Consider the following 15,356-nt stretch of genomic DNA (forward strand, 5'->3'; position numbering starts at 1 on the left):
ATGGTTTACAGTTTTCGAAATTTGATTGGCTAACGCATCAATAGCAATCTTGCGTTAGCCAACTAAATACCGAAAACTGTACATCGAAAACTTTTTAAAAATGGACTTAACCATATTACTCGTTAAAGGAATCATTATCCTTGCGATTTTCGCGATAACGCTCGGCATTGCTGCGTACTCTACGTATGCTGAGCGCAAGGTGGCAGCCTTTTTACAGGATCGTATCGGCCCAAACCGAGCGGGTCCGTTTGGGCTTTTACAACCCCTTGCCGACGCGGGAAAAATGTTTTTCAAAGAAGACTTTATTCCAGCTCAGGCCAGCAAGTGGCTGTTTATTCTTGGTCCCTGCTTAGCCATGCTAACGGCTTTGATGTCGAGTGCAGTCATTCCTTTTGGCGACACCATCAAATTTGGCAACTATGCCATTCCGGTACAGGCTATTGAAATTAACATTGGCGTGCTGTATATCTTCGGCGTCGTTTCGTTGGGCGTCTACGGCGTTATGGTGGGTGGTTGGGCATCAAATAACAAATTCTCGTTGTTAGGTGCTATTCGGGCTGCTTCGCAAAATATCAGCTATGAAATTGCGCTGGGCCTATCGCTTATTGCCATTTTGATGATGAGCGGCTCCTTGTCGCTAAAGGCGATAATTGATGAGCAGGCTACATTTTTTGAGTGGAATATTTTCACCCAGCCCTTAGGCTTTATTATTTTCCTGACCTGCTCCTTTGCCGAATGTAACCGTACCCCCTTCGATTTGCCTGAGTGCGAAACGGAACTCGTTGGTGGTTATCATACCGAATACAGTTCAATGAAACTGGGCTTCTATTTATTCGCCGAATACATCAATATGTTTGTTTCCTCGGCGTTTATTTCGGCGCTATATTTTGGCGGTTTCCACTACCCATTCATGAATGAAGTGGGGCAGGCGCTTGAAAAATCGCTAGGCACCATAACAGGACATAATGTGGCAACTGCCCTTGGTGTTATTGTTTATTTCGGTAAGATCTTCTTTTTCATTTTCTTTTACATGTGGGTTCGCTGGACGCTTCCTCGTTTCCGGTACGACCAACTTATGAATTTGGGCTGGAAAACATTTATCCCGCTGGCGATCCTTAATGTTGTACTAACCGGCGCAGGCTTACTGTACAATTTCAAATATGCAACCTGGCTAATTGCCATTGTGATGATTGTATTGGCTGTAACCTCAACGGCTCGTGCACCAAAACGAGATATTATTCCTCAGCAGTCATAACTATTGAGTAGGGAGTGTTCAGTAATAATGGTTGATTAATGGCTGATCATTCTCTACTAACCACTACGTTTATGCAACTAACAAATCGCTCTAAACAGGTCAGTAACAAGGAAATGACCCTGGCGGAGAAGATGTACTTACCTGCGGTTATTGGCGGGTTAGCCATCACTATTCGCCACTTTTTCCGGAAGAAGCCGACTATTCAATACCCAGAAGTAAAAAAATATCTTGGCCCTATCTATCGGGGGCATCATATTTTGAAACGAGATGAGCAAGGTCGCGAACGTTGCACAGCTTGTGGCTTGTGTGCGGTTGCCTGCCCGGCAGAAGCGATTTCGATGGTGGCGGCCGAGCGCAAAAAAGGCGAAGAAAGCTTATATCGAGAAGAGAAATATGCAGCTGTGTATGAGATCAATATGCTTCGCTGCATCTTCTGCGGATTGTGCGAAGAAGCTTGTCCCAAACAGGCTGTTTATTTACGCCACGACCAAATGGTCCCCGTTTTTCAGGAACGTGACGAGGTTATTTATGGCAAAGATAAACTGGTTGAGAAGATGGACGACCGGTATATCCGGGCTAATAACTCCGAAGTAAAGACGACGCCAACCGAACCTAGCCTAACACGAGCCGCGACCTAAAAACTGTCATTTATTGTCATTAAGTAGTCTCAAAGCAGTAATGCTAATGACAATTAATGGCGATCTAATGACAAAAAATGACAACATTTTTATGACTGAGACATTTAATTTTTTTAAAACACTAACGCCCACCGGCTACCTATTCCTACTCCTGACAGTCATCACCCTGTTCAGTGCCATTGGTGTTGTAACCGCAAGAAACCCTATTTATAGCGTTCTAGCCCTCATTGCTACGTTCTTCTGCTTGTCTGGTCATTACATATTATTGAACGCTCAGTTCTTGGCTGCGGTCAATATTATCGTTTATGCTGGGGCTATTATGGTCTTGTTTCTGTTCACCATCATGTTCCTGAATTTACGGAAAGAGGATGAAGAGTCGAAGACTAACCTGACAAAGATGATATCTGTAGTGGTTGGTGGTGTGTTAATGGTGATGCTCATCACTATTTTCCGGGCTAAAAGTGCTCAGGTGCCAACCGTTAATTCAGCAACGTTTAGCTCTAAAACAGGGTTGGTTGAGAACTTGGGCCAGTTACTTTACAGCGACTATATTTTGCCCTTTGAATTAGCGTCAATCCTCTTCATCATTGCTATGGTCGGTGCAGTTATGCTCGGTAAGCGCGAAGCAGGCGACCGGCATTTCTGACCAGGATTCATGTGATTTTATTGACTGACGTTGATTAATTGTAAGCCGCTCGATGAGCGGCTTATTTTGTTCGTGGAGTATGAATAAATATTAGGTGCTTTATGTCAAAAGGAGATAATTTAGTTAAACATAGTCCCATTCATTCTATGGTAAGATTCTTACTGCTTATATGTGTTCTTGGCCTGAGCATTGCATCGGCACAAAAGCCATTATTAACTGACTCCATTCTAGTGGAAGGGCATTATCGAACCTTTCATTTTATAAAACCAGCGAAAGCAAATTCATCATTAATTTTCATTTTGCACGGTTCGGGAGGAAATGGAGAAGGAGCCCGAAAAGGTGCGGAAAAGCTGGAAGAAAAATCAGACAGTGAAAATTTGTTGCTGGTTTACCCAGATGGCTATAAGCGCTATTGGAATGAATGTCGTAAAACGGCAAACTCGGTAGCCAATAAAGAGGACATCAATGAAAATGCTTTTTTTGGCGAAATGATCAACTATTTCACCAAAAAGTACCAAATCAATACAAAGCAGGTTTTCGCGGTGGGTACATCCGGCGGTGGACATATGGCCTATAAACTCGCATTGACAATGCCCGAAAAATTTCGGGCGATAACTGCCCTGATTGCTAATCTTCCGGATACGAACAACCTGGATTGCCCCGAAAAAAGAATTGCGGTCCCGGTCATGATTGTGAATGGTACGGCCGATCAGACAAATCCCTATGAAGGCGGGGAAGTTATAACTGGCACAATTAGTATGGGACTTGTTCGGTCAACCGAGCGCACATTCCATTATTGGGCAGATTTGGCAGGCTACAAAAAACAGCCGCTCAAAGAATTATTACCCGATACCGATCCGAATGATCACAAAACTATTGAGCGGTATACCTACAAAGAGAAAGGCAAACCAGAGGTTACGTTATTAAAAGTAATTGGAGGTAAACACGACTATCCGAACGACATTAATGTCTACCTCGAAGCCTGGGATTTCTTCAAAAGGCAGCTAACTCAACCCTGAACCATTGTAGTTTCCAAAGAAAAATAGTATGCTTGCATAATAATTTTCTTTGGAGGTAATTATTCAGTTCAAAAATTGGTTATTCTGTTAATTTCCTGCTTAACCAGTAAATAACATTGCTTTTATGGACGCATACATTGTAGCCGGATACCGTACTGCAGTGGGAAAAGCCCCACGTGGAGGTCTCCGTTTCACCCGCCCCGACGATATGGCGGCTGAAGTAATCAAGCATTTATTAAGCCAGGTACCTAACCTCGATCCGGCTCGTGTTGAAGATCTAATTGTAGGGAATGCAGTTCCCGAAGCCGAACAAGGCATGCAGATTGCCCGGTATATTGCGTTGCTCTCCTTGCCGAATAGCGTACCGGGTATGACCATAAATCGGTATTGTGGTTCAGGGTTGGAAGCAATTGCGATTGCATCGGCCAAAATCCACGCTGGACTAGCCGACTGTATCATTGCCGGAGGCACCGAATCAATGTCGCTGGTACCCGTAATGGGCTGGAAAACGGCACTGAATTACGAAATCGCCAAAGAACACCCAGACTATTATATCGGTATGGGTCTTACGGCTGAACAAGTTGCTCAACAGTTCAAAATCAGCCGTGATGCGCAGGATGAATTTGCCCTGGAATCACATCAGAAAGCATTAGCAGCCCAGAAGGAAGGAAAATTCACCGACGAAATTGTGCCCATCAAGGTAAGCGAAACTTACTTCGACGCAGAAAGTAACAAAAAGAAAACCCGTGAATGGACCGTCACGCAAGATGAAGGCCCACGTAAAGACACCAGCGCCGAAGGTCTGGCTAAGCTAAAGCCTGTGTTTGCGGCTGGTGGCTCAGTAACTGCCGGTAATTCGTCGCAAACATCAGACGGAGCCGCTTTTGTGGTTGTCATGTCGGAGCGGTTAGTCAATGAACTGAATTTAAAGCCGGTTGCTCGCATGGTTTCTTACGCTACAGCAGGTGTTGAACCTAAAATTATGGGAATTGGGCCTGTTGCCGCCATTCCTATTGCGCTCAAAAAGTCGGGCTTAAAGCAAGACGATATTGATTTAATTGAGCTAAACGAAGCCTTTGCGGCTCAGTCGCTGGCAGTTATTCAGGAATTAGGCCTTGACCGCAGCAAGATTAATCCGAATGGTGGAGCAATTGCTTTAGGCCATGCGCTCGGCTCAACGGGTGCTCGGTTATCAGTGCAATTGTTAAACGAAATGCGTCGTCGTGACCAAAAATATGGAATGGTGTCTGCCTGTGTAGGCGGTGGCCAGGGCGTTGCCGGGATTTTTGAACGGCTTAATTAAGTAGGCAGACTGCTATAAGCCTTGCTGGTTTCAAGATTGAAGCCGGTTGTACGGATACAACCGGCTTTTTATTTCCAAATCAGCAAGATCTGGCCAACTTCAATCACATAGCTTTTCAGATCATTCCAGCGTATCAAATCCTTAACCATTACGTTGTTCTGGAGCGCAATCCGATAGAGTGTTTGTCCAGCACGAACCGTGTAAAAAATCGCATTTCGTTTCGGTGGTGTAGGCTGAGTAACCTGAACTGTTTTTCGCTTATAAATTGGTCTGCTAACAACTAGACGTTGTTTGTCACTCATACCGACTATTAGCTTTTGGCCCACCCGAAGTGGAATACGTTCCGACAGTTTATTCCAGTTGTAGAGTTGGTTAACTGTAACCCCATATAAACGGGAAATCGCATAATACGTCTGACCGGGTACAACCGTATGCCATTTTATGGCTCGTGGAATGTCAATCGGTGCCGTATCGCGTAGGGTAAGTGTATCATCCTCCACTACTGCTGAATGCAGGCTATCTTTTGCTATTACCAGACTATCATTTTCTATACCGGACTTTGGTAAACTAGTGCTCTCGTCAGGCTGATCCTGTAATGAATCCTGAACAGATAATACGAGTTCGGTTCTGGCTATGGTAGGCTCCTCGGGAGCTAATTGGATGTACTCTACAGGCCGGTTGTCTGGACGTTTCGATTGCAACCACATGATTCGCCCCGGTTGTAGTCTCTGAATAGCTGCCATACGATTGTACTTCAGGATTGATTCTAACCGAACACCATATCTATTTGATATCTCTAATAAAGTCTGATTTCTCTGTACAACGTGAAACGGGATTTTAGCACGCTTAGCTTTGGGTTGGAGATAATAAACCTCGCCAGGTCGGATAACGTCATGCTCCGCATTGAGGTCATTGAATGTAAGGAATTTATCAACCGAAATATCCCCGTAAAATGCCAACGTAATTGCATTATCACAATTCTGGGCCTGTACACCATGGCGGTCATTAATCTCGTAAAAAACGGCGGCCGACCGTAGCTTATCCAGTTTACCTGTTGATTTAACTAACACAGGAAAAGCGCTAGCTAGTGGATATAAGCCCTCATTTTTGGGCTCCGAGCTAGCCAATGTCTGTACATTCGAAAATTCGGCGGGTGTTACCTGAACAAGTACAGAGTACTCCTTATTGGTTGGAATATAAGCCGTTTTCAGCCACTTATTGAAAGGCCTTATCCGGTCGTCGGCGATTTGTAAACGCTGGGCAATTGTATGAAGCGTTTGGCCCTCACCATTGGGATAGGTATAAAGGATATAGTTAACTGTTGGGCGATAGGTTAACGACTCCTGTTCAAAAACCAGCTTGCGGGCTATAATCTTCCAGATTAGTGGTGGACTTTTGGGACCAAGCAAAATATACGCTGGATCAATTGATTGAGAAACGCGTAGATCTGTATTCTCCTGAAGATAGTTTAGCAAGGTCAACACGTAATTTTTCTGTGTTTCCTGCAAGCGAGACAAATGATTGAGCACAGCTTCTGTACTTATCCCTACATGATATCGTTCATCAACATAACTATCTATACGAAGACGAAGATTTCGTGCCTGAGCCTGCGACAAACCCCAGAACCCAAGTGAATCTACATCGGCAAAAGGCAAGAGTACAAAGCGAAAATCATCGGGCAGATTGGCCTTGTTCAACAGTGGTTTCAGGATGGGAGTCAACTGCTGTAATGCACTAATATCGTTGTGAATATTAGTTGGGTACGCATACAAAAGTTGCATTTCCTGCTGAATCAGGGACTTACTCTGTTGGGTCAAATGAATGGGCACCCCCGCCAACTTAATATCAGAAGGAACGTCTGGCAATGATTGCCCATGTAAGTAAGGGCTTGATAGGGTTAGCCTAGTTACTAAATAAAGTATAGTGAAAACCCGGAATACTAAGTTTTCACACATGATCAGAAACGACAACAACACAAATCTTATTTTCCATCAAATATCTATATTATAAGTTACCAAAATAAGCTTATCATCTCATTGATGTTAACTTATTTGTGACCTATTTACATAATATATCAACTTGAATTGGAGAAAAATTGTTAAAGAAATTGAGTAATTGGCCGGATAGTACACAGAAAAATCAAAGCCATCAATAGGGATTGGCTATTGATGGCTTTGATTTGTTACTGAAAGATGTGCTGTCTTGTTGACTATAGTCCAACTGGGTCGAATAGATAGCCTGTTCACTTCTATTGATTGTGCTATAGGTTCATACCGCCCGACACTTCAATACGCTGGGCATTTATCCATTTTGCATCGTCGGTACATAAGAAAGCCACAACCCCACCGATATCATCAGGACGGCCAACCCGACCTAAAGCCGTTATACTGGCAAGATGCTGATTTACGTGCGGATTATCTCGAACAACACCACCGCCAAAATCCGTTTCAATGGCACCCGGCGCTACGATATTAACCGCAATACCCCGCGAACCTAGTTCATTGGCCATATACTTAGTCAATGTTTCAATTCCGCCTTTCATAGATGCGTAGGCGGCATAGCCGGGTGATGTAAAACGGGCCAGGCCTGTAGACAGGTTGATAATTCGGCCACCATCATTAATAAGCGGCAGTGCTTTTTGAGTCAAAAAGAATACGCCTTTGAAATGGATGTTCATCAGCAAGTCAAACTGCTCTTCGGTCGTTTCGGCAAATGAAGCCCGAATTCCTATACCTGCGTTGTTGATTAAAAAATCAAAATGGTCGGTAGCAAACGTGTCTTTCAGAACGGCGGTGAGCTGACTGAAAAACGCATCAAAACTTTTTGTATCACCCGTGTTAAGTTGTAGCGCTGCCGCCTTCTGGCCTGTTTTTTCAATTTCAGCGACTACAGCCAGGGCTTCGTCTTGTTGACTGTTATAGGTCAGAATTACGTCGATACCTTTTTGGGCAAGGCTAAGCGCCATGTCTTTACCCAGGCCACGGCTTCCGCCAGTGACCAAGGCGATTTTACTGTTGGTTGTCATTATTCAATGTGTTAGTTGATAAACTACGCTTGTTTTATCCACAGAGACGCCGAGAACACAAAGAATTGTTGAATTGTGTTGTTGCTCAGTTCCATCGTCTGTTGAAAAGTTGATGGAACAAAGGTAGAGCCATTGCCAGAGCGGCCGTTTGCAAACATCAATCTAATAGTTGCAAAATTCAAATCAGGGCTTTTACGCACGGAAGGCCACAGGTGAAAGTGACGTCTGTTTACGGAAAAAATTGGAGAAATGGGCCACCTCTTCAAAGCCCAGGCTGTAAGCGATTTCGGAAATGTTCCAATTGGTTTGTTTCAAGAGGATTTTAGCCTCCTGCACAATCCGGCTGCTGATAATATCGGTAGTGGTTTTACCAGTGTTTTCCTTTAAGACTTTATTGAGGTGATTGACGTGAATTGCCAACCTCTCCGCGTAGTCTTTGGCGGTACGCAAGCTGAGCTTTTGGTGGGGCGATTCAATCGGGAATTGCCGCTCTAGCAGTTCAATAAATAATGAGGAAACGCGAGCCGAAGCCGTATGGGTAGGATATAAGGATGTGGCAGGCTGTAATTTTTGTCCGTAGTGAATCAGTTCAAGCACATAATTACGGATTAGGTCATATTTATAGGCGTAGTTCGAGCCTAACTCCTTGTGTATCTTTTTGAAAATAAATTCTATTTCTTCCGTTTCTTCGTCAGAAAGCTGGAAGATCGGATAGCCGCCGGGCTGAAAAATAGGCAGTTCATCGGCCACAACACCGCTTTTTGCCTGTACTAAAAATTCATCGGTAAACACACAGAAATATCCCGCCTGGTCCATATCCTGCGGCAAGTAATGATAAGGCACTTTAGGAGTTGCGAACAGGAGTGCATTTTTCTCAATGTCGATCACCTTATCTGCATACTCAGCCCTGTTTCGTCCGCGAATCAAACTTATTTTATAGTAGGCTCTTCGGTTATAGGGCATGAACGACTTGCCCTTGCTTCTGGCAGTCAGATCAGCTATACTAAATACATTGAAATGGCCGATCTCCTTGTTTATTCCCTCAGGTAACAGAGAACTCAAGCCTCCCTCTTCGGACGGAGTAATTTGTTTATAGAACTCGTCGAGTGAAATAGTTTCCATTGCCTTATTTGTAAAATTCAACTATAGGCAATTTTAAGAATCCTACGCTTCTTCTACAGAAGTGGTATTATTTGCCGCCTTCAGAACGGAATCTAAAACGCCGGGAAATTTTTCTTCCAGATCGTGCAAACGTAGCGAAGTCATACTTTGAGTTCCTTCTGTTCGGATATGAATAATTCCAGCCTCGCGCAACACACGCAGATGATGTGACATCGTCGATTTGGCTACGGGCGTCGGGATGGCCCCACAGGGCTGCTCACTCGTAAGTTTAGCCAGACACTGTACATAATTTAACCGAACCGGATCACTCAACGCATGTAACACACAGGTTAAGCTAATCTGGTCAACGGTGGGGTGCTGGTACTGTTTCATAAGCCATTTTCTTCCAATTCTCTCTAGACTGTAGAAAACAACGTAGCTACAGTAATTGCCAATACAACGATTAGGCAGCTCAAAAAAATTCACTGTTTTTTCAAACGAATGAAACCATCTAGCATACACCCTTGTTCGACATCCATAAAACAATATAGTTCGATAGTTATAGAACATTAAAACAATACAACCTCGTTTATTATGAAAACGCTCAATAATCGAACAAAATCGCTCATCGCCGGTATCGTAGCCTTTACCGTCGCCCTTTTTTTCATCACACCAAAGCTGTTCTCTAATAAACCAGCGTCGCCTGCCAGCAAGTCCGCTGCTGCGCCACCTGCCGATACGAAAGTAGCTACCGATGTTTTTGTCGTAAAACGCGAAACGATTACCGACGAACTTCAGACCAACGGTACTATTGCAGCCAATCAGGAAGTCGATTTAGTCAGTGAAGTAGCGCGTAAACTGGTTCGGGCCTATGCCCGTGAAGGTAGCTACGTTGGACAGGGAACCCTGCTCTTCAAATTAGATGACGCTGACCTGCTGGCCAAAAAACAAAAGATAGCCCTTCAGGAAAAGCTGGCGAAGCTCGACGAAAAACGATTCCGTGAACTGCTCGCCACCGAAGCCGTCAACCAACAGGAATACGACAAGATTTTAACCAACCTGAATGTGTTACAGGCCGAGTTAGCCATGGTCGATGTTGATCTGGCGAAAACCGAAATTCGGGCACCTTTCTCGGGTCGGCTGGGTCTGAAGCGCGTTGATGTGGGTGCTTACGTAACCCCTGCTACCGTACTGAGTTCGTTCGACGATTTGAGCCGGGTGGAAATCAACTTCACCATTCCCGAGAAATATGCGTCGGATGTTCGGGCTGGCCAGGCCATTCGCTTTACGACAGAGAATAGCAGCCAGCAATTCGTAGGCAAGGTTACGGCAACAGAACCGAAGCTGGAGGCAAACACGCGGAGTTTGTTGGTAAAAGCTGTTAGCGACAACGCAACCGGCAAACTCGTACCGGGTTCATCGGCCAAAATCGCCTTTGCATTACACGTAGCTCAGGATGGTATTTTGATTCCGACCGAAGCCCTGATTCCAACCGCCAAGGGGTATTCATTGTTCCGAATGAACCAGGGCAAAGCCGAACGCCGGGACGTAAAAACGGGAAGCCGGACCAAAGGCACCGTTCAAATTCTGGACGGCCTATCTATTGGCGATACTGTACTGACCACCAACTTACTACGGCTCGATACGGGCGTACCCGTCACCATTTCAACTGTCAATTAGGCATCTATTGCATTCATTATTGACTTAACATTTACCCAATTATGAGTTTGTCGGGAATTAGTATTCAACGGCCTGTGCTGGCCGGTGTACTCTCTGTATTGATTATACTTTTTGGTTTCGTTGGACTAACCTATCTGGGAATTCGGGAATATCCCGTCACAGATTCACCCATCGTTACCGTTACAACAACCTATCCGGGAGCCAGCCCGGACGTAATTGCCTATCAGATTACGAAGCCACTGGAAGAAGCAATTGGCGAGGCCAACGGCATTCGAACGATCTCATCGGTATCGCGTGAAGCCGCTAGTGTAGTCACGATTGAGTTTAACCTCGACGCCGATCTGGAAGCCGCAGCCAACGATGTGCGTGATAAAGTGACGAAAGCCCGACGCTTACTTCCCGGCGATGTTGATCCGCCCATTGTGGAGAAAGCCAACAGTGGCGACATCGTAATTTTCATGGCGGTGGAAAGCAAAACCCGCAGCATTCTGGAGGTCAGCAATATTGCCTCAACAGTTATTAAAGAGCGGATGCAGACCATTCCCGGCGTGAAGCGGGTGGGTATTGCGGGTGAGAAAAAGTACGCCATGCGGCTCCGAATCGACCCGGCAAAACTGGCGGCCTATCAATTAACGCCGTCAGATATTGAACAGGCCCTACGAAAAGAAAACGTGGATTTACCGTCGGGTCGTATTGAAGGCGACCGAAACGAGTTGACCGTACGAACCCTGGGACGACTCACGAAAGAAGACGATTTCAATAACATGATCGTCAAGCAGGAAGGGAGCAGCATTATCCGTTTCAGGGATATTGGCTACGCCGAATTAGGTGCGGAGAACGAACGAACCGCCATTCTGAACAGTCTGAAAGGGAATTCGCCAACAATAGGCGTCTTTGTTGAACCCCAACGGGGAGCCAACGCCGTAGCTATTGCCGATGAATTTTACCGTCGACTGAAAGAATTACGGAAGGAAATTCCGGCTGATTATCAACTAACTATCGGGAAAGACTTCACCGAACCAATTCGCGACTCGATCTCCGAGGTAGAAGAAACGCTCTTCATCGCCTTTGGGCTGGTTATCCTGATTCTGTTCCTGTTCCTGCGCGACTGGCGTTCGACCATTATTCCGGTTGTGGCTATTCCGGTTTCCATCGTATCAGCCTTCTTCATTATGTATGTGGCTGGCTACTCTATCAACATTTTAACACTGTTAGCCTTAGTATTGGCGATTGGGCTGGTGGTCGATGATGCCATTGTGGTGCTGGAAAACATCTATGCGAAAGTTGAAGAAGGCATGTCGCCTTTGCAGGCTGCGTTCAAAGGATCATCGGAAATCTATTTTGCCGTTATCTCAACAACCATTACACTGGCTGCCGTTTTCCTGCCGATTTTATTTCTGCCGGGGATTACCGGTAAGCTCTTTCAGGAGTTTGCCGTGGTCGTAGCGGGTTCAGTAATCGTGTCGGCCTTTGTGGCGCTGACGCTTTCGCCCATGATGAGCGCGTATCTGCTCAAACGGCACACCAAACCGAACTGGCTCTATCGCACAACGGAACCGTACTTCGTGACGTTGAACCGAGGATATGAAAAGTCGCTGGGCTGGTTTCTGCGCTACCGATGGGTGGCTTTCCCAACGCTTATCGGTACGTTCGGTTTGATCTACTTCATTGGAAAGCAACTTCCTTCTGAACTGGCTCCCCTGGAAGATCGCGCTCAGATCAGTCTGGCCGTGATTGCGCCCGAAGGTTCGTCGTACGAGTACACCGAGAAGTACATGAACGAGATCGCCAAATTCTCGGTCGACTCCACGCAGGGTTTGTTTCAGACCTATTCCATTCTGGCGCTCACTTTTGGACCACCCGCTCCGGTCAACGTTGCTATCCAGAATACCTTCCTTAAGAAAGCCGATCAGCGGGCAACCACCCAGGCCGATGTATTCGCGACCTATTCCCGAAATGCCCAGAATTTCAGAGGAGTTATGGTGTTCCCGGTTCAGCCGCCAACGATTGGTAGCCGGTTTGGTCAATCCCAGCCCGTTCAGTTTGTGTTGCAGGGTACTAATCTAGCCGCCATCACAGATGTATTACCGAAGTTTATGGATGAGGCCAGAAAAAGCCCGATCCTTCGCTTTGCCGACTCCGATCTAAAGGTCAATAAGCCTGAGTTGGTACTTCAAATTAATCGAGATAAAGCCGCCGAATTGGGTATATCCGTTGCCGAAATCGCCCGAGGTCTGCAATTGGCCTTGAGTGGACAACGCTACGGCTACTTCATTTTCAACGACCGCCAATACGAAGTTATCGGTCAGCTCCAACGCCAGGATCGCGATACGCCTTACGACCTCAAATCCATGTACGTACGCACCCGAACGGGCGATGTCGTTTCGCTGGACAACCTGGTTTCGTTTAAAGAAAGCATTAGTCCTGCCGCCATCTACCGCTACGATCAGGCGATTTCGGCAACCATTTCGGCGGGTCTGGTACCAGGCAAAACTATTGGTGACGGCGTTGCCGAAATGAACCGGATTGCCCAAAAAGTATTACCGCCAACCATCAAAACGTCGTTGGCAGGCGAATCCCGCGACTTTGCCGAAAGCTCATCGAGTCTTCTCTATGCGTTCGTGTTCGCGCTGATTCTGATCTATTTGATCCTGGCCGCCCAGTTTGAAAGCCTGATCGATCCGTTTATTATCCTGCTCACGGTACCAATGGCCATGACGGGCGCACTGCTCAGCCTGTGGATTTTCGATCAGACGCTCAACATTTTCAGTCAGATCGGCATCATTACCCTAATCGGTCTGATTACCAAGAACGGTATTCTGATTGTCGAATTCGCCAACCAAAGCAAGGAAGCAGGCCTTAGCCCATTAGAAGCCGCCAAGGTAGCCGCAGCTTCCCGGTTCCGCCCTATCCTGATGACCAGTTTGGCGATGATTTTCGGAACAATTCCGATTGCCCTTACCGAAAACAGCCGCAACTCGCTTGGAACCGTGATCGTTGGCGGACTCCTGTTCGCGGGTTTGCTGACGCTCTACATCATTCCGGCGGTGTATTCTTATTTCTCTCGCGTACCGAAGCATAGGGAGGAAGAAGTGGGCGCATTAGAGCCAATAATTGATCACGCAGAAGCTCTTTAAACTCCCGTTCTCGCTTGGCTATCCGACCGGGCTGGAATTGGTACCTGATCACGCAGAATTGATCTAAGCGCGGGTGTGACCCCGATGGGGTCAGATGTTTATAGCACAAAGGGTCTCTCTATAAACATTTGACCCCATCGGGGTCACACGTAGCCTCGCTCAATACCCGGCCCAATCATTCTTTTTCATTAAAAATCTCATGAAACACATAAATTATATCACCACGCTATCCCTAACAATAGCCCAACTAATCTTGAGCCAGATAGCCCAGGCCCAGGTGCGGCAATTGACAATGGACGATGCGGTCAGGCTGGCGCTTGATAAAAATCGGGACTTGCAAGTAGCTACACTGGAAACGTCGAAATCAGCTCAGAAAGTAGTAGAAGCGCGGGGTTACGCCTTGCCAACTGTGGCGGCTTCGGCACAGTATCTGTATTATTTCAATAAACAGGTGTCGTTCCTGCCCGGCAGCTTTGTCGGCCTCGGCGATGATCAATTGGCGACATTTCGGGTAGGTGGATCGAATGCATTGCTGGGTGGTGTTGCTGTATCGCATCCGCTTTTTCAGGCTAGTGTCCGATCGGGCATCCGAGTTGCGCAAATCGATGAATCAGCTACAGGCGAAGCATTGACGACTGTCCGGGCCAACGTCGTCACGGATGTAAAAAAGGCCTATCTGGACGTACTCATTACGCAGGAGCAACTCCGACTGCAACAGCAAAGCATTGTCCGAAATGAGCAGGCGCTAAAAGATTCCAGGTCATTGCTGGCCCAGGGACGGGTGTCACGCGTCGATACGCTACGGGCCTTCGTTACCGTTGAAAACCTGCGCCCAATGCTCATTCAACTGACAAATCGGATTGGCATCACCAAAACGATTTTAAAGCAAACGATGGGATTAGACGAGCAGGAGGTCATCGAACTTCAGGATTCTCTACGTTATAATGAAGCCCTATTCGCTTCGCCAGGAACAGACGTTTTTCTGGACGCCGTGCAGGCTCGCCCCGAAGTGCGTCGGCTGGAGTTACTGGAGAAACTGAACCAGGAACAAATCGTACAACAGATCGCTGAAAAGCAACCGAAGCTATCGGCCATTGGGCTGGCGCAAGCGCAGTCGCAGGCCAATAATTTCCAGGTGGGAGATTACAAATGGCCGGTTAGTTCATACATAGGGCTACAGGTGAATGTCCCGATTTTCACCGGCTTCCGAACAAACTCCCGCATCCAGCAGGCGCAGATAACCCGTCAGCAAAGCAATACGCAACTGGCTAATCTTAAAGAGATTGTACGAGCCCAGGTGAAAATTGGCTTAGCCAACGTAGAAGAAGCACGTCTTCGGATTCAAACCCAGCAACAAACCATTTCGGTAGCGGAACTAGGCTATCGCATCACCCGCGATCGCTGGAAACAGGGCATTGCCTCCCGGTTAGATATGTCGGATGCTGAACTTTCTCTGACGCAAGCCAAATCGAATTATCTACAGGCCGTATACGATTACCTCACAGCCACAGTTAATCTGGACAAGGTATTGGGAAAGATCAAGTAACACGTC

General features: G+C 46.4%; 12 protein-coding genes. 8 read left to right on the forward strand and 4 right to left on the reverse strand.

Annotated features, from left to right (window positions below):
- Window positions 1-100: 100 nt before the first annotated feature.
- The 5 genes from nuoH to EXU85_RS33840 all read left to right on the forward strand — a co-directional run bounded on the left by nuoH (window position 101) and on the right by EXU85_RS33840 (window position 4,861).
- Complete coding sequence (nuoH, locus tag EXU85_RS33820) at window positions 101-1,255, forward strand: NADH-quinone oxidoreductase subunit NuoH (RefSeq protein ID WP_142776302.1); 1,155 nt, start codon at window positions 101-103, stop codon at window positions 1,253-1,255.
- A gap of 71 nt (window positions 1,256-1,326) precedes the next feature.
- On the forward strand, window positions 1,327-1,893 hold the full coding sequence (locus EXU85_RS33825; RefSeq protein WP_142776303.1) for an NADH-quinone oxidoreductase subunit I: 567 nt from the start codon (window positions 1,327-1,329) through the stop codon (window positions 1,891-1,893).
- A gap of 91 nt (window positions 1,894-1,984) precedes the next feature.
- The gene (locus EXU85_RS33830) at window positions 1,985-2,539 is read left to right on the forward strand and encodes an NADH-quinone oxidoreductase subunit J (RefSeq protein WP_142776304.1); all 555 of its coding nucleotides are present in this window, start codon (window positions 1,985-1,987) and stop codon (window positions 2,537-2,539) included.
- A 146-nt stretch (window positions 2,540-2,685) separates the two neighbouring features.
- Window positions 2,686-3,558, forward strand: coding sequence for a PHB depolymerase family esterase (locus tag EXU85_RS33835; RefSeq protein ID WP_142776305.1), 873 nt, complete (start codon window positions 2,686-2,688; stop codon window positions 3,556-3,558).
- A 124-nt stretch (window positions 3,559-3,682) separates the two neighbouring features.
- A complete protein-coding gene (locus tag EXU85_RS33840) occupies window positions 3,683-4,861 on the forward strand; it encodes an acetyl-CoA C-acyltransferase (protein WP_142776306.1) in 1,179 nt (392 codons plus the stop codon).
- A gap of 68 nt (window positions 4,862-4,929) precedes the next feature.
- Here EXU85_RS33840 and EXU85_RS33845 read toward each other — a convergent pair whose 3' ends face one another.
- The 4 genes from EXU85_RS33845 to EXU85_RS33860 form a co-directional block, all read right to left on the reverse strand.
- Window positions 4,930-6,726 carry a LysM peptidoglycan-binding domain-containing protein gene (locus EXU85_RS33845; RefSeq protein ID WP_246859361.1) on the reverse strand — a complete coding sequence of 599 codons (1,797 nt, stop codon included), beginning with the start codon at window positions 6,724-6,726 and terminating at the stop codon, window positions 4,930-4,932.
- A 395-nt stretch (window positions 6,727-7,121) separates the two neighbouring features.
- Entirely contained in the window at window positions 7,122-7,886 is a 765-nt protein-coding gene (locus EXU85_RS33850; RefSeq protein ID WP_142776308.1) for an SDR family NAD(P)-dependent oxidoreductase, read from the reverse strand.
- Between the two features lie 192 nt (window positions 7,887-8,078).
- Window positions 8,079-9,008, reverse strand: a complete 930-nt coding sequence (locus EXU85_RS33855; RefSeq protein ID WP_142776309.1) for an AraC family transcriptional regulator — start codon at window positions 9,006-9,008, stop codon at window positions 8,079-8,081.
- Window positions 9,009-9,050: 42 nt separating this feature from the next.
- A complete protein-coding gene (locus tag EXU85_RS33860; protein ID WP_142776310.1) occupies window positions 9,051-9,380 on the reverse strand; it encodes a helix-turn-helix transcriptional regulator in 330 nt (109 codons plus the stop codon).
- Between the two features lie 201 nt (window positions 9,381-9,581).
- On the opposite strand from EXU85_RS33860, the gene EXU85_RS33865 reads away from it, so the two are divergent.
- From EXU85_RS33865 to EXU85_RS33875, 3 genes are all read left to right on the forward strand, one after another.
- Window positions 9,582-10,667, forward strand: a complete 1,086-nt coding sequence (locus tag EXU85_RS33865) for an efflux RND transporter periplasmic adaptor subunit (RefSeq protein ID WP_142776311.1) — start codon at window positions 9,582-9,584, stop codon at window positions 10,665-10,667.
- Window positions 10,668-10,708: 41 nt separating this feature from the next.
- A complete protein-coding gene (locus tag EXU85_RS33870; protein ID WP_142776312.1) occupies window positions 10,709-13,804 on the forward strand; it encodes an efflux RND transporter permease subunit in 3,096 nt (1,031 codons plus the stop codon).
- A gap of 199 nt (window positions 13,805-14,003) precedes the next feature.
- Complete coding sequence (locus EXU85_RS33875; protein ID WP_142776313.1) at window positions 14,004-15,350, forward strand: TolC family protein; 1,347 nt, start codon at window positions 14,004-14,006, stop codon at window positions 15,348-15,350.
- The last annotated feature ends 6 nt before the right edge of the window (window positions 15,351-15,356 follow it).

The organism is Spirosoma sp. KCTC 42546, assembly GCF_006965485.1.
Lineage (GTDB): Bacteria > Bacteroidota > Bacteroidia > Cytophagales > Spirosomataceae > Spirosoma.

Excerpts from the sequence above, each read along its gene's own strand:
- EXU85_RS33850 (WP_142776308.1), bottom strand. The coding sequence starts at position 7,886 with ATGACAACCAACAGTAAAATCGCCTTGGTCACTGGCGGAAGCCGTGGC.
- EXU85_RS33835 (WP_142776305.1), top strand. The coding sequence starts at position 2,686 with ATGGTAAGATTCTTACTGCTTATATGTGTTCTTGGCCTGAGCATTGCA.
- EXU85_RS33875 (WP_142776313.1), top strand. The coding sequence starts at position 14,004 with ATGAAACACATAAATTATATCACCACGCTATCCCTAACAATAGCCCAA.
- EXU85_RS33840 (WP_142776306.1), top strand. The coding sequence starts at position 3,683 with ATGGACGCATACATTGTAGCCGGATACCGTACTGCAGTGGGAAAAGCC.
- EXU85_RS33870 (WP_142776312.1), top strand. The coding sequence starts at position 10,709 with ATGAGTTTGTCGGGAATTAGTATTCAACGGCCTGTGCTGGCCGGTGTA.
- EXU85_RS33830 (WP_142776304.1), top strand. The coding sequence starts at position 1,985 with ATGACTGAGACATTTAATTTTTTTAAAACACTAACGCCCACCGGCTAC.
- EXU85_RS33865 (WP_142776311.1), top strand. The coding sequence starts at position 9,582 with ATGAAAACGCTCAATAATCGAACAAAATCGCTCATCGCCGGTATCGTA.
- EXU85_RS33855 (WP_142776309.1), bottom strand. The coding sequence starts at position 9,008 with ATGGAAACTATTTCACTCGACGAGTTCTATAAACAAATTACTCCGTCC.
- EXU85_RS33825 (WP_142776303.1), top strand. The coding sequence starts at position 1,327 with ATGCAACTAACAAATCGCTCTAAACAGGTCAGTAACAAGGAAATGACC.
- nuoH (WP_142776302.1), top strand. The coding sequence starts at position 101 with ATGGACTTAACCATATTACTCGTTAAAGGAATCATTATCCTTGCGATT.
- EXU85_RS33860 (WP_142776310.1), bottom strand. The coding sequence starts at position 9,380 with ATGAAACAGTACCAGCACCCCACCGTTGACCAGATTAGCTTAACCTGT.